The sequence below is a fragment of the Nonomuraea sp. NPDC049421 genome, assembly GCF_040677005.1.
GTDB lineage: Bacteria > Actinomycetota > Actinomycetes > Streptosporangiales > Streptosporangiaceae > Nonomuraea > Nonomuraea salmonea.
The window spans coordinates 126499-151345 of record NZ_JBFAQA010000018.1; the positions used below are offsets into that span (position 1 = coordinate 126499).

General features: G+C 72.0%; 24 protein-coding genes. 18 read left to right on the forward strand and 6 right to left on the reverse strand.

Annotation, left to right across the window (positions count from 1 at the left end):
* Positions 1 to 43: 43 nt before the first annotated feature.
* The 5 genes from AB0K18_RS28545 to AB0K18_RS28565 form a co-directional block, all read right to left on the reverse strand.
* A complete protein-coding gene (locus AB0K18_RS28545) occupies positions 44 to 1102 on the reverse strand; it encodes an iron ABC transporter permease (protein WP_364920010.1) in 1059 nt (352 codons plus the stop codon).
* Positions 1099 to 2154, reverse strand: a complete 1056-nt coding sequence (locus AB0K18_RS28550; protein ID WP_364920013.1) for an iron ABC transporter permease — start codon at positions 2152 to 2154, stop codon at positions 1099 to 1101. The genes AB0K18_RS28545 and AB0K18_RS28550 overlap by 4 nt, the downstream gene beginning before the upstream one ends.
* The gene (locus AB0K18_RS28555; protein ID WP_364920016.1) at positions 2151 to 3203 is read right to left on the reverse strand and encodes an iron-siderophore ABC transporter substrate-binding protein; all 1053 of its coding nucleotides are present in this window, start codon (positions 3201 to 3203) and stop codon (positions 2151 to 2153) included. The genes AB0K18_RS28550 and AB0K18_RS28555 overlap by 4 nt, the downstream gene beginning before the upstream one ends.
* A 168-nt stretch (positions 3204 to 3371) precedes the next feature.
* The gene (locus AB0K18_RS28560) at positions 3372 to 4169 is read right to left on the reverse strand and encodes an AraC family transcriptional regulator (protein WP_364920018.1); all 798 of its coding nucleotides are present in this window, start codon (positions 4167 to 4169) and stop codon (positions 3372 to 3374) included.
* Positions 4170 to 4535: 366 nt separating this feature from the next.
* The gene (locus AB0K18_RS28565) at positions 4536 to 5468 is read right to left on the reverse strand and encodes an alpha/beta hydrolase (RefSeq protein WP_364920021.1); all 933 of its coding nucleotides are present in this window, start codon (positions 5466 to 5468) and stop codon (positions 4536 to 4538) included.
* Positions 5469 to 5651: 183 nt separating this feature from the next.
* On the opposite strand from AB0K18_RS28565, the gene AB0K18_RS28570 reads away from it, so the two are divergent.
* Positions 5652 to 6803 carry a histidine kinase gene (locus AB0K18_RS28570; RefSeq protein ID WP_364920023.1) on the forward strand — a complete coding sequence of 384 codons (1152 nt, stop codon included), beginning with the start codon at positions 5652 to 5654 and terminating at the stop codon, positions 6801 to 6803.
* Complete coding sequence (locus AB0K18_RS28575) at positions 6800 to 7459, forward strand: response regulator transcription factor (protein WP_364920026.1); 660 nt, start codon at positions 6800 to 6802, stop codon at positions 7457 to 7459. Before AB0K18_RS28570 ends, AB0K18_RS28575 begins: the two co-directional genes overlap by 4 nt.
* 186 nt (positions 7460 to 7645) lie before the next feature.
* Here the strand turns inward: AB0K18_RS28575 and AB0K18_RS28580 are convergent, their stop codons facing one another.
* Positions 7646 to 8521, reverse strand: coding sequence for a LysR family transcriptional regulator (locus AB0K18_RS28580; RefSeq protein ID WP_364920029.1), 876 nt, complete (start codon positions 8519 to 8521; stop codon positions 7646 to 7648).
* A 118-nt stretch (positions 8522 to 8639) separates the two neighbouring features.
* Here AB0K18_RS28580 and AB0K18_RS28585 point away from each other — a divergent pair, with 118 nt between their 5' ends.
* From AB0K18_RS28585 to AB0K18_RS28660, 16 genes are all read left to right on the forward strand, one after another.
* Positions 8640 to 10202, forward strand: coding sequence for an amidohydrolase (locus AB0K18_RS28585; protein WP_364920032.1), 1563 nt, complete (start codon positions 8640 to 8642; stop codon positions 10200 to 10202).
* A gap of 17 nt (positions 10203 to 10219) precedes the next feature.
* Positions 10220 to 11164: an ABC transporter substrate-binding protein gene (locus AB0K18_RS28590; RefSeq protein WP_364920035.1), complete on the forward strand. Its 945-nt coding sequence runs from the start codon at positions 10220 to 10222 to the stop codon at positions 11162 to 11164.
* A gap of 2 nt (positions 11165 to 11166) precedes the next feature.
* The gene (locus tag AB0K18_RS28595; protein ID WP_364920038.1) at positions 11167 to 12060 is read left to right on the forward strand and encodes an amino acid ABC transporter permease; all 894 of its coding nucleotides are present in this window, start codon (positions 11167 to 11169) and stop codon (positions 12058 to 12060) included.
* A 29-nt stretch (positions 12061 to 12089) separates the two neighbouring features.
* On the forward strand, positions 12090 to 12830 hold the full coding sequence (locus AB0K18_RS28600; RefSeq protein ID WP_364920238.1) for an amino acid ABC transporter ATP-binding protein: 741 nt from the start codon (positions 12090 to 12092) through the stop codon (positions 12828 to 12830).
* 78 nt (positions 12831 to 12908) lie between these two features.
* On the forward strand, positions 12909 to 14588 hold the full coding sequence (locus AB0K18_RS28605; protein ID WP_364920040.1) for a BCCT family transporter: 1680 nt from the start codon (positions 12909 to 12911) through the stop codon (positions 14586 to 14588).
* A gap of 40 nt (positions 14589 to 14628) precedes the next feature.
* Positions 14629 to 15258, forward strand: a complete 630-nt coding sequence (locus AB0K18_RS28610) for a sigma-70 family RNA polymerase sigma factor (protein ID WP_364920043.1) — start codon at positions 14629 to 14631, stop codon at positions 15256 to 15258.
* Positions 15255 to 15470, forward strand: a complete 216-nt coding sequence (locus AB0K18_RS28615; protein ID WP_364920044.1) for a hypothetical protein — start codon at positions 15255 to 15257, stop codon at positions 15468 to 15470. Before AB0K18_RS28610 ends, AB0K18_RS28615 begins: the two co-directional genes overlap by 4 nt.
* A 55-nt stretch (positions 15471 to 15525) precedes the next feature.
* Positions 15526 to 16287, forward strand: a complete 762-nt coding sequence (locus tag AB0K18_RS28620; protein WP_364920047.1) for an SDR family oxidoreductase — start codon at positions 15526 to 15528, stop codon at positions 16285 to 16287.
* Positions 16288 to 16311: 24 nt separating this feature from the next.
* Entirely contained in the window at positions 16312 to 16788 is a 477-nt protein-coding gene (locus tag AB0K18_RS28625) for a peroxiredoxin family protein (protein WP_364920049.1), read from the forward strand.
* 21 nt (positions 16789 to 16809) lie between these two features.
* Positions 16810 to 17943, forward strand: a complete 1134-nt coding sequence (locus tag AB0K18_RS28630; RefSeq protein WP_364920052.1) for a molybdopterin-dependent oxidoreductase — start codon at positions 16810 to 16812, stop codon at positions 17941 to 17943.
* Positions 17940 to 19898: an NAD(P)/FAD-dependent oxidoreductase gene (locus AB0K18_RS28635; RefSeq protein WP_364920055.1), complete on the forward strand. Its 1959-nt coding sequence runs from the start codon at positions 17940 to 17942 to the stop codon at positions 19896 to 19898. Before AB0K18_RS28630 ends, AB0K18_RS28635 begins: the two co-directional genes overlap by 4 nt.
* The gene (locus AB0K18_RS28640; RefSeq protein WP_364920058.1) at positions 19891 to 21195 is read left to right on the forward strand and encodes a hypothetical protein; all 1305 of its coding nucleotides are present in this window, start codon (positions 19891 to 19893) and stop codon (positions 21193 to 21195) included. Before AB0K18_RS28635 ends, AB0K18_RS28640 begins: the two co-directional genes overlap by 8 nt.
* Before the next feature lie 179 nt (positions 21196 to 21374).
* Positions 21375 to 22295: an ABC transporter ATP-binding protein gene (locus tag AB0K18_RS28645; RefSeq protein ID WP_364920060.1), complete on the forward strand. Its 921-nt coding sequence runs from the start codon at positions 21375 to 21377 to the stop codon at positions 22293 to 22295.
* Positions 22292 to 22996, forward strand: a complete 705-nt coding sequence (locus AB0K18_RS28650) for an ABC transporter permease (RefSeq protein WP_355412271.1) — start codon at positions 22292 to 22294, stop codon at positions 22994 to 22996. The genes AB0K18_RS28645 and AB0K18_RS28650 overlap by 4 nt, the downstream gene beginning before the upstream one ends.
* Before the next feature lie 7 nt (positions 22997 to 23003).
* Positions 23004 to 24215: a sensor histidine kinase gene (locus tag AB0K18_RS28655; protein WP_364920062.1), complete on the forward strand. Its 1212-nt coding sequence runs from the start codon at positions 23004 to 23006 to the stop codon at positions 24213 to 24215.
* On the forward strand, positions 24212 to 24841 hold the full coding sequence (locus AB0K18_RS28660) for a response regulator transcription factor (RefSeq protein ID WP_364920065.1): 630 nt from the start codon (positions 24212 to 24214) through the stop codon (positions 24839 to 24841). The genes AB0K18_RS28655 and AB0K18_RS28660 overlap by 4 nt, the downstream gene beginning before the upstream one ends.
* The last annotated feature ends 6 nt before the right edge of the window (positions 24842 to 24847 follow it).

Here is a 24847-nt window from a genome sequence, read left to right on the forward strand (position 1 = left end):
ATCAACCTACGCCTCGCCTCCCGGCTTCGTCCATCCTCGCACGTCAGAGCGAGCCGCCGGCGCGGTGCGTACGGACGATCAGATAGACGAGGTACGGCGCCCCCAGCACCCCCGTGACCACGCCCACCGGGAAGCGCGTGTCGAACGCGAACTGCCCCGCGAAGTCGGCGGCGAGCACCATCAGCGCGCCGACCAGGCCGGCGGGCACGAGCAGCGAGCCGCCTGGGCCGATCAGCCGCGCCGCGATCGGCCCCGACAGGAACGCCACGAACGCGATCGGCCCGGCCGCCGCCGTGGCGAACGCGATCAGGCAGACCGCGGCGACGATCACCGTGATCCTCGTGCGCTCGACGCGGACGCCGAGCGCGGCGGCCGTGTCGTCGCCGAACTGCAGCGTGGACAGGTCGCGGGCCTGCCACAGCAGCACGGGCGTCAGGACGACCAGCGCGGCCATGGCCGGTCGGACCTGCTCCCACCCCGCGCCGTTGAGGCTGCCGGTGAGCCAGCGCATGGCCTCCTGGAGATCCCATTCCGCGGCCCGCGACAGGACGTAGGAGGTGACGCTGTCGAGGATGGCCGCGACGCCGATGCCGATCAGGATGAGCCGGGTGCCCGCCACCCCGTCGCGGAAGGCCAGCGTGTAGACCAGCAGCGCGACGGCCAGCGCGGCGACGATCGCGATGGCGGACACCTGCGGGCCGCCCAGCGAGAACGACACGATCGCGATGGCCGCCGCCGTGCTCGCGCCCGCGCTGATGCCGATGATGTCGGGGCTGGCCAGCGGGTTGCGGAGCATCGTCTGGAACGTCACGCCCGCCAGCCCGAAGCTGAAGCCCGCGACGAGCGCGAGCACGGCGCGCGGCAGGCGCAGCCGGCCGACGGTGAACGACGCGCCCGGCACCCGCTCGCCGAGGATGACCTGGATGACGTCGCCCGGCGGGTAGAAGGTCTGCCCGGCCATCAGGGTCACCGCGAACGCGCCGACGACGAGCACGGCCAGCGTCACCACGACGACCCGCCGCCGCGACGTCCGCCGCCGCCGGCCGCGCGCCACCGCCCGCGCGACCTCGGCCGAAGGGGGTCTGGTCAGAAAGGCGGTCACAGTTCACGTACCTTCTGGCGGCGGACGATGTAGATGAAGAACGGTGCGCCGATCAGGGCGGTCACGATGCCGACCTCGACGTCCTCGGGGCGCGCCACCATGCGTCCGACCACGTCGGCGGCGGTCAGCAGGGCCGCGCCGCCCAGGGCCGAGAACGGCAGCGACCAGCGGTGGTCCACGCCGGCGAGCAGGCGGACGGCGTGCGGCACGACCAGCCCGACGAACGCGATCGGCCCGGCCGCGGCGGTCGCGGTGCCGCACAGGACGACGGCGCCGAGCGCGGCGGTGGCCCTGATGAGGGCGACCCGCTCGCCCAGCCCGGCCGCGATGTCGTCACCGAGTGCGAGCGAGTTCAGCCCCCGCGCGCACAGCAGGCACAGCACGAAGCCGGCGGCGGCGAACGGCAGGATGTGCCCGATCCGCTCGTACGAGGCCCCGCCGACCCCGCCGATCTGCCACAGCCGGAAGCTGCCCGCGATGTCGTTGCGCGGCAGGATGACGGCGCTGACCAGGGACGCGAACGCGGCCGACGTGGCGGCCCCGGAGAGCGCGAGCTTGAGCGGCGTGGCCCCGCCGCGCCCGAGCGAGCCGACGGTGTAGACGAACAACGCGGCGGCGGCCGCACCCGCCATCGCGACCCAGACGTACCCGGTGGGTGAGGTGAGCCCGAAGAACGCGACGGCGGTGACGACGGCCAGCGAGGCGCCCATGTTGACGCCCAGGATGCCCGGATCGGCCAGCGGGTTGCGGGTCACGCCCTGCATCACGCCCCCGGCCAGGCCGAGCGCGCCGCCGATGAGCACGGCGAGCAGCGTACGCGGGATGCGCTTGGCGACCGCGGCCTGGTCGAGCGAGCCGTCGGCCCCGCCGAGCGCGGCCCAGACGTCGGCCAAGGAGACGTCCCGCGAGCCCAGGGCGACCGAGGCGGCCATGAGCGCGGCCAGCACCACCACGACGGCCGGCAGCCACAGGAGCCGGACACGCGCAGGACGCCGCGCGGCGGCGGCGTCCTGGTTCCGGCCGGTGGCGGCCTCGGGTCGCGACAGGGTCACTTGACCTTGCCCGCGGCCTCGGCCAGCGCCTTGACGTAGTCCTTGAGCACGTACCTGATGGACAGCGGCGTCGGGTTGGCGGCGGTGCCGAGCGGCTTGCTGTCGGGCAGCAGGTAGATCGAGCCGCGCTCGACGGCGGGGATCTTCGACAGCAGTGGGTCCTTGCGGATCTTGGCGAGCAGCTCGCCCTTCTCGTCGCCGTAGCCGGTGATGATGTCCACGTCGTCGAACACGTCGATCTGCTCGGCGCTCCTGGTCAGGGCGAACTTGTCGGTGCCCTTCGACGCCTCGGCGATGCTGCCGGGGATCGTCAGCCCGAGGTCCTCGAAGAACAGCGTGCGGGTGTCGTGCGTGGTGTAGAAGCCGATCTCGCTGACGTCGTTGGGGTCCACGTGCGTCATGAACATGATCGACTTGCCCTTGAGCTGCGGATGTTCGGCGACGGCCGCCTCGATGTCGGTCTCGATGCCGCCGATCAGCCGCTCGCCCTCGGCGGCCAGGCCGATGGCCTTGCTGTTCAGCCTGATGATCTCGCGCCACGGGGTGGCCCAGGCGGCGTCCGGGTAGGCGATCGTGGGGGCGATCTCGCTGAGCGTGTCGTAGTCCTGCTGGGTCAGGCCCGAGTACGCGGCCAGGATGACGTCCGGGCGCGTGTCGGCCACGGCCTCGAAGTCGATGCCGTCGGTCTCGTCGAACAGGACGGGAGCCGGGGCGTTCAGCTCCTTGAGCCGTTCCGCCACCCAGGGGAGCAGGCCGTCGGTGTCGTCGTCGCCGAAGTTCGCCTTGGCCATGCCGACGGGGACGACGCCGAGGGCCAGCGGCACCTCATGGTTGGCCCAGTTGACGGTGGCGACGCGGGTCGGCTTGGCCGGGACGGTGGTGGTGCCGAGCGCGTGCTTGATCGTCAGGGGGAAGGCGGCGTCGCCGCTCGCGGTCGGGGCCGCGGCGCTGTCCCGCGCCTGTTCCGGCTGGCTGCTGCCGCAGGCGACGATGCCCATGAGCAGGGCGATCGCCACGGTGATGAGGCGCAGGCTGGGTGGACGCTTCACTCGTACTCCACTGGTGGTGACCCACTACTTAGGTAAGGCTTACCTATGACCTGCACGATAGGAGAAATGGGCGACTTGTCGCAATCAAGCGTTCAGGACACCGGATATCGCCATCGGGACACACCCGAACAGCCCAGCGCGCACGCCCGCGCCGCGCCCCCTGGGCGCTCATGGCGCTCTGAACGCTCCCGGCGTCAGCCCCGTCGTCCGGCGGAAGGCCGCGCCGAACGCGCTCGCCGAGCGATACCCGACCCGCTCCGCCACCACGTCCACCGGCCACCCCCGGGTGAGCAGCTCCACCGCGTGCTGCGCCCGCACCGCCGCCACCCAGCGCGCGAAGCTCGTGCCGGTCTCGGCGTTGAAGGCCCGCGAGATCGTCCTGGCGCTCACCCCGAGCAGGGACGCCCACTCGGCCAGCCCGCGCCGGTCGGCGGGATCCGTCATGACGGCGTCGGCGATCGGCCGCAGCAGCTCGGACGTCGGCATCTTGAGCAGCAGCTCGTGCGGCGACGGGGTGAGCACGTCGAGCACCATCGCCTCGGTCAGCTCCCGCGAGCGCGCGGGCAGCTCGGCGTCGGCCAGCCGTTCGAGCAGCAGCCGCAGCAGCGGCGTGATCTCGACCGCGACCGGCGTGGGGGAGATCGGGGCGACCGCGTCGAAGCCGAACAGGCTGGCCCGGCATCGCGTGCCGGCGGCCGCCGATCCGGAGTGCAGCGTCCCGGCCGGCATCCACAGGCCGAGCGTGGGGGTGACCGTCCAGGCCCGCGCGCCCACCACGGCCGTGGACGCGCCCCGCTCGTTCCACAGCAGCTCGTGATAAGGGTGGGAATGCTCGTTCCAGTCGAGGTCGTGCGTGAAGTCCTCGCTCCAGCTGAGGATCGGGAACGGCATCTCCACCGGCCCGGCCGCGAGCGCGGGCAGCACCCTGACCTCCCTGCCCGCCCGCCCCCGTCCCTGCGCGCTCACCGTGCCGCCTCCTGCGATGACTCCTGTCCGTCACCTTAAGGGGACGCTCTCACAGGCTCGCCTGGTAGCGGTACATCCAGGCCAGCGACTCCTGGCCGGCGCTCTTCCTGAGGAAGAACGGCATCATCAGGTCTCGGAACACCCGGGCCGTCGGCCGTCACCTGCCGCTCCTTCGCGGCGTCTTGGACTGGTGCCCGCCAGGAGCCCTGCCAGCGCACCACGGGCAGCGCCGCCACGTTCGCGGCCAGGTCCTTCGCCGTGACCCGCTGGGCGGGCGGCGACCGGCCCCCCAGCCGCAGTACACGGGGAAAGGCGCGTGCCCGCCGCAAGCCCCTGTCGGCGGGCACGCGCCTCGTCTTCAGGCCGTCACTGCGCGGGCTGGTCGCCCGCGGCCTGCGCGGTGACCCGCTCGATGGACTCGGCGGCGAGCTCGGGCTGGTCGACGTAGATGTAGTGCTCGCTCTTCTCGGCGACGATCAGCTTGCTGTTGCTGGACAGCTTCAGCCAGGCGCGCTGGCCGGCGGTCCACGCCTGCTCCAGCCTCGGCCCGTACGTGGGCAGCGCCGCGAGGTACTCCTTGCCGTGCTTGAGCACTTCGACCGGGATGTCACCGGCGGCGGCGACCGGCCCGTCGGGCATGCTCATCATCTCGGGGTTCTGCCCCTTGAAGACGGCCAGGTTCTGGGCGCGCAGCTCGCCGGCCGGGCCCTTGGCGTTCGCCGGGATCGACTTCTCCATGTCGCTGAGCATGGTGGACGGGGTGGCGTCCATGAGGACGACGCCCTTGACCTTGTCGGTGTGCTCGGGGGCGTACCTGGCGGCGATCAGGCCGCCGAGGGAGTGCCCGGCCAGCACCACCGGGTGGTCGCCCGCGGCCTTGTCGAGCACCGCGGTCAGCACCTCGCCCGCGCTCTCGAAGGTCTGCGGGCCCTTGGGCTTGTCGCTGGCGCCCTCGCCGGGACGGTCGTACGAGCAGACCCGGTTCTTCGCGCTCAGCGTCTTCTGCAGGGCGGCCAGCTTGTCCAGGCCGTCACCCGCGCCGGCCAGCAGCATGATCACCGGCTTGCCCTCGGCCGCCTCGCCGGCGCAGGACACGTTCACCTTCAAGCCCGCCACGTCGATCTTCTCGGTGCCGGACAGCAGCTTCTCCCCGGCCTCCTGGGAGGTCGACGACGTGGCGTCCAGGGCGTCGAGTTTGTCCAGCTCATCGAGTCCGTCGGCATTGCAGCCGGCGGCTCCGACGCCGACCACGGCGGCGCAGAGGGCGGCCACGGCGGTGGTCTTGAACGTGCGGATCATGATGTCCTCCAGGGGCTAAAGGAACGTCGTCGGCGTTATGACCGTTACGCTATGGAATCGAGCACCCCGGAAGCGTCACCACACAGTGGACAATCGCCCGTAGCTCGCATGGGGGACAAGTCGCCTCTTTCGGTTTCGCTCCGAGGTGGGCACGCCACCCCCTGCCACCGCTAGGCTCGCTCGGTGATGGATCTTCGACGCATAAGGGACGTCTGGCGCCGGAGCGACGTCACGGTCCGGGACCTTCCCTTGGCCCTGCTGCTGATCGTCCTGTCCTTCGTGCCCGAGTTCGAGGGCAGCGGCACCACGCTCGGCATGCTGCCCAACCAGCCCTTCGACGCGCTCACCCTCCTGGTGGTCGCCCTGGAGTGCCTGCCGCTCGCGGTACGACGGCGCTACCCGGCCGCCGCCACCGCGCTGATCTCGATCGGGTTCTCCCTCGACCAGGTCTTCGCCTACCACACGGTGGGCAGCATCGCCCTGCCGATCGCGATCATCAGCGCGGGCGCCCACATCGAGCGCCGCCGCCGGCTCACCCCGGCGCTGCTGTCGGTGGCGTACGTGGTGCTGGTGCTCTGGCTCGGACAGCTCGGTTCGAAGGAGACGCTGCCCGACCTGGTGGTCTTCTACGTGGCGCTGGTGGTCCTCTGGACGGTCGGCTCCTGGCTGCGCGCCTACCGCGCCTCCGAGGCCGAGCGGCGCCGCCACGTCGCCGAGGCCACCCGCACCGCCGAACGCACCCGCATCGCCCGCGAGCTCCACGACGTCGTGACCCACCACGTGACGGCCATGGTCGTGCAGGCCGAGGCGGCCCGCTACCTGACCGCCAGCCCTGACCGCCTCGACGCGGCGCTCGGTTCCGTCACCCAGACGGGGCGGCGCGCCATCTCCGACCTACGCCACCTGCTCGACGTGCTCAACCCCGACCACGAGGCCGACTTCAGCGTGCCGTCGGCGAGCGATCTCGCGGACCTCGTCGAGCAGACGCGGCAGGCCGGGCAACCGGTCGAGTTCGACGAAGACGGCAAACCATCCGAATCCGCAGGCAGCGCCGAGTTCGTGACCTATAGAGTCGTCCAGGAAGCTCTGACGAACGCCCTCAAATACGCCCATGGCAGCCAGACCGTGGTCCAGGTGCGCTATGGCGAGGAGGAGATCAGCGTGGTGGTCACCACCGACGGCTCCGGCTCCCGTGCCACTTCCGTGGGAGGGAGCGGGCGCGGCCTGAACGGGCTGCGCGAACGTGTCGAGGCCCTCGGCGGCAGGTTCGAGTCCGGGCCGCAGGCCGGCGGCTTCGCCGTACGTGCCCACATCCCGACGGGCAGCGGTTCGTGAGCGCGCCGATCCGCGTCCTGATCTGCGACGACCAGGCGCTCATCCGCACCGGGTTCGCCACCATCATCGACGCGCAGCCCGACATGGAGGTCGTCGGCGAGTGCGGCGACGGCCGCACCGGGGTCGAGATGGCCCGCAGGCTCAGGCCCGACCTCGTGGTGATGGACGTCCGCATGCCCGTGCTCGACGGCATCAAGGCCACCGCGCAGCTCGCCGGCGCCGGGGTCGAGGACCCCGTCAAGGTGCTCGTCGTCACCACCTTCAACCTCGACGAGTACGTCTACGAGGCGCTGCGCGCCGGGGCAAGCGGCTTCCTGCTCAAGGACGCCCCGCCGCCCCAGTTGCTGCACGGCATCCGTACCGTCGCCACCGGCTCCGCGCTGCTCGCCCCCGAGGTGACCCGGCAGCTCGTCGGCAAGTACGCCGCCCGCATCCGCCCCGTGGACGAGCCGGCCGCCGACGCCGCGCTGACGCCGCGCGAGCTGGAGGTGCTGCGCCTCATCGCCGACGGCCAGTCCAACAGCGAGATCGCCGCCACGCTGGTCATCAGCCAGGAGACGGTCAAGACGTACGTCTCCCGCATCCTCACCAAGCTCGACCTGCGCGACCGCGTCCAGGCGGTGGTCTACGCCTACCGCCGCGGCCTCGCCACCTGACACCCTCACACCTCCGGCCGGAGAAACCGCGCACCTCTCCTGACGCGTCGCTCATGTGCCGCCCATCGTTCGCCGGGGCCGAGCCTGCGCACAACATGACCACCATCGCGCTTATGGCCGGGCCGGGAGAGGGACAAGGCGGGACATCGAATTTCGTCTATGACGAGGATGACCGGCGCGCGGAATTCAGAGTGTGAGGGCGTCCAGGAGGGTTTGGAGGCGGGCGGTTTCGCGGTCGGGGTGGGCGAGGGTGAAGATGCTGCGGCTGATGTTGAGCCAGGGGAGGTCCACGACCACCACCTCAGGGTTGTGGGTGCGGAGGGCGAGGTCGGGGAGGAGGGCGGCGCCCAGGCCGGCGGCGATCAGCGACAGGGTGACCTTGAAGTCGTCGGAGTTGCCGACCACGCGCGGATGCAGGTTCCAGCCGGCGAACAAGGCCTCGAACAGGGTGGCGTCGCTGCTGGCCGGGTGGTGCATGATCCACGGCAGGTCGACGAGCTGCTCGGCCCGGTGCGGTGACAGGTCGGGCCAGGAGCGGGGCAGGACGAGCCGGTAGCGGTCCTCGGCGATCCACCGCCGCGACAGCGCCGACGGCCACGACAGCCCGGAGTTGCCCACCTGGTAGACGACGGCGGCGTCCATCTCGCCGCCGGTGCCGAGGCGGGTGATGAGCTGCGAGGGCTCGGCGACCGACAGCCGGATGCCGGCCCGCTCCTCAGGCTCCATGTCGCGCAGGACGCCGGCCAGCACGTCGGCGAAGCTGGGGAACAGGCCGAGCCGGACCTGCGGGTGGCTGTTGCGGTGCACCTCCTGGACGGTGGCCACCATGCGGTCGATGTCGGCGAGCACGGTCTCGGCCTGCCGCGCCATCACCTCGGCCGCGCTGGTCGGCAGCACGCTGTGGGCGAAGCGCTCGAAGAGGCGGACGCCGGTCTCGCGTTCGAGCGCGGCCATCTGCTGGGAGACGGCGGAGGAGGTGTAGCCGAGCCGGTTGGCCGCGGCGGCGAAGGAGCCGAGCCGGACGACCTCACGCAGCGTACGCAGATGCTCGGGCTTCAGCATAAGCATTCCTTGCTCTGAGCGGCGCTAAATGTCGTGTTTATAGCGCTTCCTACTTCTTTTCGCGACTCCTACAGTGAGCGACACCACTCCTCCCCATTCCCTGAGAGATCACGACAGCATGCGCGTATACCGCAACGCCGCCATCCGTACCGGCGTCCCCGGCGCACCCGCCGCCCCGGCCATGGCCGTGGACGGCGAGCAGATCGTCGCCGTGGGCACCGAGGACGAGGTACGCGCGGCCGCGGGCGCGGCGCCCGAGCTGGTGGACCTCGATGGCGCCGCCGTCCTGCCCGGCTTCTACGACGCCCACATCCACACCGCCCAGTACGCCCACAGCCTCACCGGCGTGGACCTGCGCGACGTCCGCTCCCTGGACGAGGCCCTGGCCAGGATCGCCGAGCACGCGGCCAGGCTGCGGCCGGGCGGATGGCTGTTCGGCGGCCGGTGGAACAGCAACGTCTGGGACCCGCCCGTCCAGCCCGACCGCCGCGCCCTCGACTCGGTCTGCCCCGACCTGCCCGTGGCGCTGCCGAACGTGGACGGCCACACCGTCTGGGCCAACAGCGCCGCGCTCAAGCTGGCCGGCATCGACGCGAGCACCCCCGACCCGGTGGGCGGCGAGATCGTCAGGGACGCGGACGGCGAGCCCACCGGCATCCTGCGCGAGTCGGCGTCCTACCCGCTGCGCGCCCTGATGGTCGCCGGCGATCTGCGCGACCGGCTGCGCGCCGGGCAGGAGGAACTGCTGGCGCTGGGGGTGACCAGCGTGCACGACATCGACGGCGAGGACTGCAGGGCGGCCTACCTGGAGCTGCGCGACGCGGGCGAGCTGAAGATCCGGGTGCACAAGGCGATCCCGGTGGGCCACCTGGAGGCGGCCATCGCCGAAGGGCGCAGGACCGGGCAGGGCGACGACTGGTTCCGTACGGGGCCGGTCAAGGTGTTCAGCGACGGCGCGCTCGGCTCGCACACCTGCCACATGCACCGCTCGTTCGCCGGCGAGGCGGGCAACACCGGCATCGCGGTCACCCCGTACGAGGACCTCGTCCGCCTCTTCTCCACCGCGGCCGAAGCCGGGATCGCGGTGGCCACGCACGCGATCGGCGACCGGGCGAACCGGCTGGTGCTGGACGCGTACGAGCAGGTCGGCCCCACCCCGGGCCTGCGGCACCGGATCGAGCACGCCCAGCACCTGCGTCCCCAGGACCTGACCAGGATGGCCAGGCTCGGGGTCGTCGCCTCGATGCAGCCGGTGCACTGCACCACCGACATCTCCCTGGTGGACGCGCTGCTGGGCGAGCACGACCTGGCCTCGTACGCCTGGCGCGGCATGCTGAACGCCGGCGTCGCGCTGGCCTTCGGCTCGGACGCCCCCGTGGAGAGCCCCGACCCGTTCGCCGCCCTGTACGCCGCGGTCACCCGCACCAGGCAGGACGGCACCCCCGCCGGCGGCTGGCAGCCCGAGCAGCGGCTCAGCATGGCCGAGGCGATCACCGCCCACACGCTGGGCGCCGCGTACGCGGCCGGCGAGCAGGACCGCAAGGGCGTGCTGGCGCCCGGCATGCTCGCCGACTTCATCGCGGTGGACACGGACCCCTACCTGGAGGCGCCGGAGGCGGTGCTGCGTACCCAGGTCCTCACCACCGTCGTCGGCGGCGACGTCCGCTGGCGGCGATCCTGACGAAGGAGCACCCCCCTGTGAAGATCCGTATCATCACCGCCGGCCTGCTGCTGGCCGCGACCGCGGCCTGCGGCGCCCAATCCCTGGACGCCGACAGCTCGGAGCCCGCCGGCAGCGCGCCGCCGGTCACCCTGGACCAGGCGCCCGCCGAGGAGAAGGCGGCCGGTGTCATCAACGCCATCACGCCCGACCCGGCCCTGGCCGGCAAGACGCCGGCGAAGCTGAAGAAGGACGGGCTGAAGGTGGTCTCGTCCATCGGCTACCCGCCGATGGAGCTGTACGCGACCGACGGCAAGACCCCGATCGGCTTCGACCCGGCCCTGGCCAGGGCGATCGCGCGCAAGCTCGGCGTCAAGGTGAGCATCACCGACGAGGAGTTCAACTCGCAGATCCCGGGTGTGCTGACCGGCCGCTACGACTTCGTCATCTCGTCGATGAGCGACACGCCTGAGCGGCGGGAGCAGCTCACGTTCGTCGACTACGTCAAGGCGGGCGCCGGGCTGATCGTCAAGAAGGGCAACCCGGCGAAGATCTCCGGCCCGAAGGACCTGTGCGGCAAGACGGTCTCCGTCGTGGACAACGGCTCGTCGCTGCAGCTGGCCGAGGGCTACTCCGCCGACTGCGAGAAGGCCGGTGAGAAGGCGGTCGAGCTGCTGAAGTTCCCCGGCGACCAGGAGGCGCTGCTGCAGGTGACCGGCGGGCGGGCGCAGGCCAGCATCACCGACTACGTGGTGGCGGCGTACAAGGTGCCCGACGAGAAGCTCGGCATCGAGGCGAAGGCCCTTGAGGGCACGGAGAGCCCGTGGGGCATCGGGCTGCGTACCGACGACAAGGAGCTGATCGAGGCGGTGAAGGGCGCGCTCGACTCGCTGATCGCGAGCGGCGAGTACGCCAAGATGCTCGAAGCCTGGAACCTGGGCGCGCTGGCGGTGGACGCGGCCACCATCAACGGCGGTACGTGAGGATGCGCACAGAACCGTTCACCGGGCCGGACGGCGCGCAGATCCCGGTCGTCAGGACCCGGCACTGGGGCCGCCTGGCCGCCGCGCTCGTCGCGATCGTGGTCGCCGGCTGGCTGGTCTACCTGTTCGCCGCCAACCCGCGCCTGCACTGGGGCAAGGTCGTCGAGTACCTGTTCAACGACCGCATTCTCGCGGGCGTCTGGGTCACCATCGAGATCTCGGTGCTGGCGACGGTGCTCGGGCTGGTGCTCGGCGTGGCGATGGCGATCCTGCGGCTGTCGCACAACCCGGTGCTCAGCGGCCTGGCCACGCTCTACATCTGGTTCTTCCGCGGCACGCCGGTGCTGGTGCAGCTCATCTTCTGGTACAACCTGGCGTTCCTGTTCCCCGAACTGGTGCTGAAGATCCCGTTCACGATGATCGGCCTGAAGTGGGACACCAACGAGGTGATGACCGGGTTCACCGCGGCCATGCTGGGGCTCGGGCTCAACCTCGCGGCCTACTTCGCCGAGACCGTACGCGCCGGCATCCAGGCGGTGGACCACGGCCAGACCGAGGCGGCGTACGCGCTGGGCATGACCCCCGCCAAGCGGATGCGGGTGATCGTGCTGCCGCAGGCGCTGCGCATCATCATCCCGCCCACCGGCAACGAGTTCATCTCCATGCTGAAGACCACGTCCCTGGTGTACGTCGTCGCCGGCCACGACCTGATGACGAACGCCAGCCAGATCTACAAGGCCAACAACCTGATCATGGAGCTGCTCATCGTGGCGAGCCTGTGGTACATGCTCATGACCGCCATCGCGACCTTCCTCCAGGGCCGGCTGGAACGCCGCTTCGGCTCCGAGGCCGTCCGGCTGGTGCGGGGCGGCGGGCGTCTGAAGGCGGCGGCGTGACCCCGGTCGTGCACGCCCAGGGCGTGCGGATGAGCTACGGCGACACGCAGGTGCTCAACGGCGTGGACTTCGCGGTCGCGCCCGGCGAGGTGAGCTGCGTCATCGGGCCGTCGGGGTCGGGCAAGTCGACGTTCCTGCGCTGTGTGAACGGCCTTGAGCCGGTGCTCGGCGGCAGCCTGCGGGTGCTGGGCGAGGAGGTCGGCCACACGCTGCGCGACGGCCGCTACCGGCCCTGGACGCCGAAGGAGTTCGCCGCCTTCCGCCGCAGGATCGGCATGGTGTTCCAGCGCTTCAACCTGTTCGCCCACCAGAGCGCGCTGGAGAACGTGGCCTGCGCGCCCGTGCACGTCCTCGGCGTGCCGGCCGAGCGGGCGCGCGAGAGCGCGATGGAGCACCTCGACAGGGTCGGGCTGGCCGGCCACGCGCACAAGCGGCCCCACCAGCTCTCCGGCGGGCAGCAGCAGCGCGTCGCCATCGCCAGGGCGCTGGCCATGAAGCCCGAGCTGATGCTGTTCGACGAGCCCACGTCGGCGCTGGACCCCGAGCTGGTGGACGAGGTGCTGGAGGTGATGCGCGGCCTGGCCGCCGATGGCATGACCATGGTCGTGGTCACCCACGAGATCGCCTTCGCCAGGGAGGTCGGCGACCGGCTGACGTTCTTCGCCGACGGGGTCGTGGTCGAGAGCGGCGCGCCCGCCGAGCTGGTCGCCGCCCCCGGGCACGAGCGGACCAGGGCGTTCCTGTCGAGCGTGCTGAGCCAGGGGGCCTGACCAGGCCGAATCCGTTTACCCTGCCACGGACCTGGAGACGAGAGGGGCCAGAGGGTTCGTGGAACAGCAGGAGAGCCCATGCCGACTTCGGATGGCCGCGACGCCGCCCGCTCGCCCCGTACGGACTGGGCGGTGTTCGGTGTGGCCGCCGTCCTGACCCTGGTCTTCATCGTCTGGGGCGCGGTCGCCACCGGCTCGCTGCAGGACGTGTCGAGCGCGCTGCTCGCGGCCACCATGCACAACCTGGGCTGGGCGTTCGTGCTGGTCGCCTCGGGCCTGGTGGTGTTCGTGCTGTGGCTGGCGCTCAGCAAGTACGGGCGGATCACGCTCGGCGCGGAGGACGAGCAGCCCGAGTTCAGGACGGTGTCCTGGGTCGCGATGATGTTCAGCGCCGGCATGGGCATCGGGCTGATGTTCTACGGGGTGAACGAGCCGCTCACGCACTTCACCGAGCCGCCGCCCGGCACCCACGAGGCCACGGCGCCCGCGGCCGCGCGGATGAGCACCGCGATGGCCACCACGCTCTTCCACTGGACGCTGCACCCCTGGTCGATCTACGCCGTGGTCGGCCTGGCCATCGCGTACGGCACGTTCCGCAGGGGCCGGCGGCAGACGATCAGCGCGGTGTTCACCTCGCTGATCGGCGCCAGGCACGCCGGCGGCTGGGCGGGCAAGGTGATCGACGTGCTGGCCATCCTGGCCACCCTGTTCGGCTCGGCCGCCTCGCTCGGCCTCGGCGCGCTGCAGATCGGCAGCGGCGTCAGGGAGGCCGGGCTGATGGCGAGGACCGGGGTCGGCCTGCTCATCGTCATCATCGCGGTGCTGACCCTGGCGTTCGTGGCGTCGGCGGTGTCGGGGGTGGAGAAGGGCATCCAGTGGCTGTCCAACACCAACATGCTGCTGGCGGTGTTCCTCGCCGCGTTCGTCTTCATCGTGGGCCCGACCGTGCTGATCCTCAACCTGCTGCCCACCTCCGTCGCCTCCTACCTGGGGGAGCTGGCCGGGCTCGCCGGGCGTACCGAGGCGACCGGGGGTGACCGGGTCGCCGACTGGCTGTCGACCTGGTCGGTGTTCTACTGGGCGTGGTGGATCTCCTGGACGCCGTTCGTCGGCATGTTCATCGCCAGGATCAGCAGGGGACGGACGATCCGGCAGTTCGTCGGCGGCGTGATCCTGGTGCCCAGCCTGGTCAGCCTGGTCTGGTTCGCCATCTTCGGCGGCACCGCGATGTCGCTGGAGGCCGAGGGGGCGGGCCTGACCCGCGAGGCCACCGCCGAGGGCCAGCTGTTCGCGGTGCTGAACCAGTTCCCGCTGGTGGGCGTCACGACCGTGCTGGTGGTGGTGCTGGTGGGCATCTTCTTCGTCTCGGGAGCCGACGCCGCCTCCGTCGTCATGGGCACGCTCTCCCAGAGCGGCTGCCTGCGGCCCACCCGGCCCATCGTGATCTTCTGGGGCGTGCTGACCGGCGCGGTCGCGGCCATCATGCTGCTGCTCGGCGGCGGTGGCGAGGCGGCGCTTACCGGGCTGCAGAACGTCACGATCCTGGCCGCGGTGCCGTTCATGCTGGTGATGGTGGCGATGTGCGTGGCGCTCACCCGCGACCTGCGCCACGACCCGCTGATCCTGCGCGGCAAGCGCGGCGTGGAGATCGTGCACTCGGCCGTCGAGACCGGCCGCGAGAAGTACGACGACGACTTCGAGCTGATGATCAGCCCCGCCGACGACGACAAGGACACGGACGCGGAGCGCCGGGAGTAGATCTCGCTACGATGCGTGCGTGGGGGGAGGTGGCCCGGCTGTGCTGGACGACGAGTCTGCCGCGTGGGTGCGGGCGCTGCGCTGCACGGGGCCCGAGCGGCAGGCGGCCGTCGGGCGGCTGCACGAGCTACTGCTGCGCATCGCCAGGAAAGAGGTGGGCAGGCGCGCGGCGCGGCTCGGCGTGACCGGGCCCGAGCTCGACGACCTCGCCCAGCAGGCCACCTCCGACGCGCTGCTCGCCATCACCCGCAAGGTCGGCGACTTCCGTGGCGAGAGCCGGTTCACGACCTGGGCCTACAAGTTCGTCGTGCTGGAGGTGGCCGGGAAGGTCGCGCGGCACTTCTGGCGCGAGCCGGCCCTGCCGCTCGAAGGCGAGCAGTGGGAGCGGCTGCCCGACCGGTTCGGGCTCGACCCGGCCAAGGAGTCGGAGTGGCGCGACCTGCTCGCCGCGCTGCGCCAGGCCGTGCTCGACCAGCTGACCGAGCACCAGCGCCGCGTCTTCGTGGCCCTGGTGCTCACCGGGGTGCCGCTCGACGTCCTCGCCGCCGAGATGGGCACCAACCGCAACGCCATCTACAAGACGATGTTCGACGCCAGACGTAAGCTCAGGGCGGCGCTCGCCGCTAAGGGATACGTGAGCGACGTCGACGACATGGTGAGGCGCCCGTGAACGACTGGGCCGAGCTCGACCGCTTCCTGCGGACCGACCCCCGCGACGTGGGCTGCGAGGAGGCGATCGCCATGCTGCACGTCTATGTCGAGCTGGTGGCCGAGGACGCCGGGGCCGCGCGGCGCTATCCGGGCATCGCCGCGCACCTGCGCGCCTGCGGCCCGTGCGCCGACGACTTCGAGGGCCTGCTGGCCGCAATCACCGACGATTGATGTGACCTGCGTCACATCGAGGTAAGGGCTCGCCCCTGATCGTCGCGAACGGGGCATGACTCATCCGTTCAAAGGCAGGGCCGCCCTGGTCACCGGGGCCGGCCGGGGCATCGGCCGGGCGACCGCCGTCGGCCTGGCCGCGGGCGGCGCGAAGGTCGCGCTGCTCGCGCGGTCGGAGGACGAGCTGGCCGGTACGGCCGGTCTGATCAAGGAGCAGGGCGGCACCGCGTACGTGGTGCCCGCGGACCTCGGCGACGACGGGCGGCTGGCCGAGGCGATCGCCCGCGTACGCGACGAGCTGGGCGCCGTCGACATCCTCGTCAACAACGCCGGCGTGGTGTGGCCGCTGGGGGAGACGCCCGCCGTGGACGTCGGCGAGTGGGCGGCGGCGATGCGCGTCAACGTGCTCGCCCCCGTGACGCTGGCCGTCGCGTTCGTGCCCGGGATGCTCGACCGGGGCTGGGGCCGCGTCGTCAACGTCTCCACCGGGGCCGTCACCCGCCCGGGCAGCATGATCGGCGGCAACGCGTACGTCACCACCAAGACCGCGCTCGAAGCCCACACCCTCAACCTCGCGCTGGAGCTCGACGGCACCGGCGTCACCGTCAACGTCTACCGCCCGGGGCTGGTGGACACGGCCATGCCGGGCTACATCCGCGCCCAGGACCCCGGCCGGATCGGCGCCGCGCTGCACGAGCGGTTCATCCGCTCGCACACCGAGGGGCGGCTGATCACGCCCGAGCAGTCGGCCAGGACGCTGCTCGACCGGCTGGCCCGCGACAACGGCACCGCCCAGATCTGGGACTTCGACGCCTGACCACCATCAACGGAAGGAAAAGCCATGAGCCTGCTGAACGCCGGGGACACGTTCCCGAACCTGACCGTGACGCTGCCCGGATCGGAGACCCTCGAGCTGCCGGGCGCGTTCGCCGGCCACTTCGGCGTGGTGCTGTTCTACCGCGGCGCGTGGTGCCCGTACTGCAACGCGCAGCTGCGCGCGTTCCAGCGGTCGCTGGACAAGCTCGCCGACCTCGACACCAAGGTGGTCGCCGTCTCCGTGGACGACGAGGCCACCACCAAGGAGACGATCGGCAAGCACGGCCTGCGGTTCCCGGTGGGCCACAGCGCGGACGCCCGCGCGTACGCCGAGGCGACCGGCGCCTTCGTCAACGAGGACCCCCTCTACCTGCAGTCGACCGGCTTCCTGCTCGACCCGCAGGGCCGGGTCCTCGTCAGCGTCTACTCCAGCGGCGCCATCGGCCGCCTGGTCCCCGAGGACGTCGCCGGAATGATCCGCTACGTGCGCGAGCACGCGTAGCCGACCCGCGGGAGCCCGACCATGAGCACGCGCCTGAGGCAGGTAACGGACCTCGGCCGGTCGCTGCCGGGCCGGTTCACCAGCCGGCTGCACTCGGAGAAGGTGGCGGCCAAGCTGGGCATGTGGCTGGGCGTCAGCTTCACCGTCGCGTTCGCGACCGGGCTGTTCAGCCACTACGTGCAGCACCCGCCCGCGTGGCTGCTGTGGCCGTCGCGGCCGGTCAACCTCTATCGGGTGACGCAGGGGCTGCACGTCATCGGCGGCATCGCCACGGTGCCGCTGCTGCTGGCCAAGCTGTGGACGGTCTACCCGAAGCTGTGGCAGTGGCCGCCGCTGCGCTCAGCCGGGCACGCGGCCGAGCGGCTGTCGGTGCTGCTGCTGGTCGCGGGCGCGTTGTTCCAGCTCGTCACGGGGCTGATGAACATCGCGTACACGTACCTGTGGCCGTTCGGGTTCATTCAGGCGCACTACTGGACCGCGTTCATCGTCTACGGCGCGCTCATCATCCACGTCGTCAACGAGTGGGCCAAGGTGCGGCGGCACGCCTTCACCCAGGTCGAGGACCCGGACCGGCGTCGCTTCCTCGCCACCGTGGCCGCCGCGTGCGGCGTGGCGGCGCTGGTCACCGCGGGCGAGACCGTCACGCCGCTCAAGCGGCTGGCGGTGCTCGCGCCGCGCGACCCGGACATCGGGCCGCAGGGCGTGCCGGTCAACCGGTCCGCCGCGGCGGCCGGGGTCACCCAGGTTGATCCGGGGGCGTACCGGCTGGTCGTGACGGGTGCGGTGCGTACGGAGCTGACGATCGGCTACGACGAGCTGGCCCGCATGCCGCAGCACACGGTACGCCTGCCGATCGCCTGCGTGGAGGGCTGGAGCGTGGAGTGCGAGTGGACGGGCGTCCGCCTGCGCGACCTCATCGAGGCGGCCGGCGGCGCGCCCGAGGCGGTCCTGACCGTGGAGTCGCTGGAACGCACCGGCTACTACCGCACCAGCGAGGTCCGCGGGCCGCACTGGCAGGACCCGCTGACCCTGCTCGCACTCAAGCTCAACGGCCGGCCGCTGGACCCCGACCACGGCTACCCGGTACGCCTCATCGCCCCGAACCGGCCGGGCGTCATGCAGACCAAATGGGTGGGGACGGTGCGCGTCACATGAGATGGCTTCTGTACGCGGCCGGCGCCGCGCTGATCCTGCTCGGCTTCGCCGGGCTGGTCAAGGAGAGCGACCCGGTGGGCTGGGCCTGGTGGTTCGGCGGCGCCGCGGTGGCCCACGACGCGATCCTGGTGCCGCTGGTGCTGCTGGCCGGCTGGGCGCTGCGCCGGGTGCGCCGGGCGGTGCGGGCCGCCGCGATCGTGGCCGGCACGGTGACGCTCGCGACGCTGCCGACCGTGCTGGCCCTGGGCAGGCGCGGCGACAACCCGTCCATCCTGCCGCTCGACTACGGCCGCAACCTGCTGCTCGTCCTCGCCGCGCCGGCGCTGGCCGCCCTGCTGCCCCGCCTCTGGACCAGGACGGGCCGGCTCGGGCTGCTCGCCGGGCTGGTGTCGGGCGTGCCGGTGGTGTCGCTGATGGCGGTCAACGACATGATCGACGCAGGGACGTGGGCGCTGTTCCTCGCGCACGCCGCGCTGCTCGGTGCCGTGCTGGCCGCGCTGTTCGGCACCCGGCTGTTCAGCCTGGCCAACGCCCTGGCGGGCGGCCTGCTGACCGGGCTGCTCGCCTGGGCCGTCTGGTCGCTGACGGTGCTGCCCGTCCTGCTCGGCGGCGCCCCGCACTGGACGATCACGCCGGGCGACTTCCGCTCGCTCGCCGGAGAGGTGCTGCTCGGCGGCATCACCGGCGTGCTGCTGTACGTCGCTCCGCGCCGCCGCGAACAGCCGGCCGCCGCCCCGCCGCGGAAGACCGCGCGCGTGGTCGTCGTCGGCGGCGGCTTCGGCGGGCTGGCCGCCGCCCGCCGGCTCGACCGGCTCGTCACCCGGGGGCTGCCCGCCGAGGTCACGCTGATCAGCGACGCCGGCTCGCTGCTGTTCACGCCGATGCTGGCGGGCGCGGCCACCGGCGCCCTGGAGCCGCGGCACATCAGCGTCCCCGTACGCGCCTTCCTGAGCCGTACGGCGTTCCTGCACGCGCGGGTCGAGTCCGTGGACACCGCCGCACGGACGGTCCGCGTGAGCGACGGGACGACCGTGCCGTACGACCAGCTCGTGTACGCCGTCGGCTCCATCCCGTCCTTCCACGACCTGCCGGGGCTGGCCGGGCACGCGTTCACGCTCAAGACGACCGCCGACGCCACCCGGCTCCGCCACCACGTCCTCGACCTGCTGGACGCCGCCGACCTCGCGGGCGACCTCGCGGGCGGCGACCGGCGCGAGCTGCTGACGTTCGTGGTGGCGGGCGGCGGCTTCGCCGGCAGCGAGCTGATCGCCGAGCTGTTCGACCTCGTCCAAGGGGTGCTGCACCGCTATCCCGGCATCCGTCCCGACGAGCCGCGCTTCGTGCTCGTGCACTCGGGGGAGCGGATCCTGCCCGAGCTGAGCGCCACGCTCGGCGCGTACGCGCACCGCAAGCTGACCGCCAGGGGCATCGAGATCCGGCTGGGCGCCCGGCTGTCCGGCGCCACGTCCGACGCCGCGCTCCTCAAGGAGGGGGAGAAGATCCGCACCCGCACGATCGTGTGGACGGCGGGCAACAAGCCCCACCCCTTGACGGAGGGGCTGCCGGCCGCCGACGGCCGGTTGCGTGTGCCGGGCAGGGAAGGCGTGTGGGCGATCGGTGACTGCGCGCGGGTCCTCGGGCCGGACGGCGTGCCGTACCCGCCGACCGCCCAGCACGCGCTGCGGCAGGGCCGTACCTTGGCCGACAACGTGGCCGCGACGCTGCGGGGCGACGAGCCGGCCGAGTTCCGCCATCGCTCGCTCGGCACCCTGGTCGCGCTCGGCCGCCACACCGCCGTCGCCGAGATCCGGGGGCTGCGGCTGTCCGGCTTCCTGGCCTGGGCGGTGTGGCGGGCCGTCTACCTGGCCAAGCTGCCGGGGCTGGAGAAGAAACTGCGGGTGTTGTTCGACTGGTCGCTCGACCTCGCCTTCCCAAGGGACATCGCTCATGACTAGGGGAGCCGTCTCAGGCATCGTCGGCGGGCTGGTGTTCGGCCTGATCATGGCGCAGATCGGCTTTCTGCCCACGGTCGCCGCCATCGTCCGCACCGACTCCGTGGTGCTCGGGTTCGCCGTGCACATGCTGTTCGCGATGATCATCGGCGCCGGGTTCGGCCTGCTCGTCGAGCGGCAGCGCGCCCAGGCGGGCGAGCTGCTGTTCTGGGGGCTCGTGTACGGCGCCTTCTGGTGGTTCCTCGGCCCGCTCACGCTGCTGCCGATCCTGCTCGGCCGGCCCGTCACCTGGGATCTGACGAGCGGCCAGAGCCTCACCCCGAGCCTGTTCGGCCACCTCGCCTACGGCGCCTTCACCGCCGCCGCCTACGCCTGGCGGCAGGCGCCGTCCGCCCCGGTCCGCCTCGCCACGGTGGTCAGGGGCGCCGTCGCCGCGCTGGTGAGCGCCGCCGTGCTGGTGCTCGGGCTGAACGTCATGACCGGGCGGACTCCGTACGAGCTGCTGGTCGCGGCCCCGTTCGCGGGCGCCGCGTACGCGCTGCTGTTCGGCGGCCGCTCCGAGGGCACCGGGCCCGCGCTGATCCGCGGCATGGTGTACGGCTTCGCCTGGTGGATCCTGCTCGCCCTGACCCTGCCCGGCCTCCTCGACGACGGGCGGCTCGACTGGTCGATCGCCATGGTCCGCGAGGACCTGCCCGCCCTGCCCGGTTACCTGCTGCTGGGCGCGGGCACCGGCGCCGTCTTCACCTGGCTCGGCGGGCTGGCGCTGGTGTTGTTCGCCGACGACGTCCGCCGCCTGCAGCCCGACCCGCTCGGCGTCCCCAGGCTCACGGCCGCCGCGTACGGTGTCGCTCTGGGCCTGGTGGCGGGCCTGTTCGGGGCGCTCGCCGCCGGGCCGCTCGGGCTCGTCGAAGGCGTCGTCGCCGGCGTCACGTACGCGCTGTTCTTCCGCGGGCGCAGCTTCGACCCGGTGTCCGGGCTCGGCTGGGGCCTGTCGTACTGGTTCCTGTGGTGGCTGCTCGGCCCGCTCATCCTGCTGCCCGTCCTGCGCGGCGCCGCCCCGTCACCCGACCTGGCCGCCGCCTTCCCCGCCCTGGTCGCCCACCTGGTGGCGGGGGCCGCCGTCGGCGTCCTGTACAACCTGCTGGAGGAGCGGGCCAACCCGTGGTGGCTCACCCGTGGCCAGTCCGCCGCGGAACGCGCGAACGCGCTGCGCGAGCAGACCCTCGGCTCGGCCCCCGCCATCTGGACCCTGGTCCTTCTCCTGGCCGTCCTCGTCCCGACCCTGGTCGCCACGTGAGCCGGTGACTCAACGCCTCTTCCATGATTCTTCAACGCGCCCTCTCGACACTCCTGGGGACAAGGACCACACGTAGGGCGCATCAACCGATCGGTTGATTTGTCGGTCAGCCGGATCCGCGCCGGGTCGTGGCCGGCTGGGCGATTCGGGCGGAGGGTGTTCCCCGCCACCATGAACGCATGACGGTGATCGAGGTGAACGCGCTCGTCAAGCGGTACGGCGGGCTGCCAGTGGTGAACGAGGTGTCGTTCTCCGTGGCCGAGGGTGAGATCTTCGGCATCCTCGGCCCCAACGGGGCCGGGAAGACGACGACCGTGGAGTGCGTGGAGGGGCTGCGGCGGCCCGACGGGGGCTCGATCAGGGTGCTCGGGCTCGACCCGGTCAAGGACCGGAAAGAGCTGAGCCACCTGGTGGGCGTGCAGCTGCAGCAGTCGCTCCTGCCCGAGAACATCAAGGTGGCCGAGGCGCTCGACCTGTTCGCCTCCTTCTACCGCACGCCCAAGGACTGGCGGGCGCTGCTGGAGGAGTGGGGGCTGGCCGAGAAGCGGCAGGCGAAGTTCGGCTCGCTGTCGGGCGGGCAGAAGCAGCGGCTGTTCATCGCGCTGGCGCTGGTGGGCGACCCGAAGGTGGCCTTCCTCGACGAGCTGACGACGGGCCTCGACCCGGCCGCCAGGCGGTCCACGTGGGAGCTGATCAAGCGGGTCCGCGCGGCGGGCGTGACGGTCGTGCTGGTCAGCCACTTCATGGACGAGGTGGAGGAGCTGTGCGACCGGGTCGCGGTGTTCGACAGGGGCCGCATCGTCGCCCTCGACAGCCCGGCGAACCTCATCTCCAACGTGGACGCCGACCAGCACCTGCGGTTCAGGCCGCTGGCGCCGTTCGACGACGCGCTGCTGACGCGGCTGCCGGGGGTGGCGTCGGTGACCCGCTCGGGGGAGCAGATCATCGTGGCGGGACGGGGCGACTTCGCGGTGGCGGTGACGTCCGCGCTGGCACGTGACCAGGTGCCGGTGGCCGAGCTGCGCATCGAGCAGCACACTCTCGACGACGCGTTCGTCGCCCTGACGGGACGGGCCTTCGACGCCAAGGAGGACGCGTGACCGGCTTCGGGAAACTCACGGGCGTCGAGACCAAGCTGCTGATGCGCGACCCCGGCGCGATCTTCAGCATGGTGATCCCGCTGTTCATCCTCATCGTCTTCAGCAGCGGGGTGGCGCCGGGCGACACCATGCTGCCCGCGCTCTCGATGACGGTCGCGGTGGGGCTGGTGGGGCTCTACATGGTGCCCACGACGCTGGCGACCTACCGGGAGCGGGGCATCCTGCGCCGGTTCTCCACGACGCCGGTCAGCCCCGGTGCGCTGCTGGGCGTGCAGCTGATCCTCCAGCTCGTCTTCGCGGTGGTGTCGTCGGCGCTGCTCGTCGCCGTCTCGGTGACGGTCTTCCAGGCGGCGGCGCCCGCGCGGGTGGCGTCGCTGGTGGCCGCGTTCCTGCTCGGCACCGCGGCGATCGTCTCGGTCGGCCTGCTCATCGCGGCGACGGCCACCAGCGGCCGGGCCGCGAACGGCATCGGCGTGCTGCTCTACTTCCCGCTGGCCTTCCTCGGCGGCGTGATGCAGCCCGTGGACGCCATGCCCGAGGTCCTCGCCACGATCGGGCGGTTCACGCCGCTCGGGCTCTTCCGGCAGGCCGTGCACGATGCCTGGAGCGGGGCGGCGACACAACCGCTCCTTCTTGCCATAATGGCGGCATATGCGCTGGTCATCGGTGGGGTCGCGGCCCGGTTCTTCCGCTGGGAGTGAGACACGCGTGAGCGACGCCGCCCACACGCGGGTCAACGCCGGCCTGGCGGCGATCCCGTACGTGCTGCTGGTCGTCTCGGCCGGGCTCGCGCTGCTCACCGGCGACCTCACGCCGGGGCAGCGGATCGCCGCCGTCGTGCTGAGCGTGCTCGCGGCCGGGTGGATGGTGGCGCTGCGCCCGGCTCGCACCGCCAGGAGAGCCGCGGTCTACGTCGCCGGCCTGGTCGCGCTCATCGCCGCGCTCGGCCTGATCAGCACGTGGTTCGCCGGCTTCTTCGCCTTCATCGGCTACCTGGACTCCTGGCGGCTGCTGGCAGGCCGCTGGCGGATCGCGGGCGTGACGGCCACGGCGGCGGCCGCCGTCACCGGCTACTTCGGCGGGCTGCCCGACCCCGACCCGGCCGTCATCTCCTCCTACGTGCTGGTCATCGTCGCCATCGTGGTGATGGTCGTCCTGTTCAGCCTGTTCGGCGACATGATCAACGAGCAGAGCGTACGCAGGCAGCAGATGGTCGACCAGCTCGCCGCCACCAACGCCAAGCTGGAGGAGACCATGCGGGAGAACGCCGGGCTCCAGGCCCAGCTCCTCCTCCAGGCTCGCGAGGCCGGCGTCACCGACGAGCGGCGGCGGCTGGCCAGGGAGATCCACGACACGCTCGCCCAGGGGCTGGCCGGGATCATCACCCAGGTCCAGGCCGCCGCCAAGGCCAAGGACGACCCGGAGACCTGGCAGCGTCACCTCGACAACGCCGCTCAGCTCGCCAGGGAGGGCCTGGCCGAGGCCCGCAGGTCCGTGCACGCGGTGGGGCCGGCCGAGCTGGAGACCGCCCGGCTGCCCGAGGCGCTGTCGGAGGTGGTGCGGCGGTGGGAGGGCCTGCACGGGGTGCCTGCCGCGTTCGCGACGACGGGGACGGCCCGGCCGCTGCACCCCGAGGTCGAGGTGACCCTGCTGCGGGTCTGCCAGGAGGCCCTGGCGAACGTGGCCAAGCACGCCCGCGCCTCCCGGGTCGGCGTCACCGTGTCGTACATGGACGACGTGGTCACTCTGGACGTACGCGACGACGGCGCCGGGTTCGTCCCCGGCGCCCAAGGAGGCGGTTTCGGCATGACGTCGATGCGGCAGCGGGTCACCCGGCTGGCCGGCGGCTTAGAGGTCGAGTCGGAGCCGGGCGGGGGCACCGCTGTCTCCGCCAGCGTCCCGGCGATGGAGCCGCGATGAGCGCGATCCGGCTGATCGTCGTCGACGACCATCCCATCGTGCGGGACGGGCTGCGCGGCATGTTCACCGGCGAGCCCGGCTTCGAGGTGGTGGGGGTCGCGGGCGACGGGGCCGAGGCGGTCGGTCTGGCCGAGGAGCTGCGGCCCGACGTGATCCTCATGGACCTGCGGATGCCGGGCACCGACGGGGTCACCGCGATCCGGATGCTGGCCGAGCGGGGGAGCACGGCCAGGGTGCTGGTGCTGACCACGTACGACACCGATCGCGACGTGCTGCCGGCCATCGAGGCGGGCGCCACCGGCTACCTGCTCAAGGACGCGATGCCCGACGAGCTCGTCCGCGCCGTCCGCGCCGCCGCCCGCGGCGAGGCGGTGCTGTCCCCGTCGGTGGCCACCCGGTTGCTGGGCCAGGTACGCGCCCCCGCCGACCCCCTGAGCGCCCGCGAGCTGGAGGTACTCGGCCTGATCGCCCGCGGCTGCACCAATCGCGAGGCCGCCGCCCGCCTGTTCATCAGCGAGGCCACCGTCAAGAGCCACCTGCTGCACATCTACACCAAGCTGGGCGTCAAAGACCGCGCCGCCGCCGTGGCCACCGCCTTCGAACGCGGCCTCTTCGACCGCCCATGACCGCCC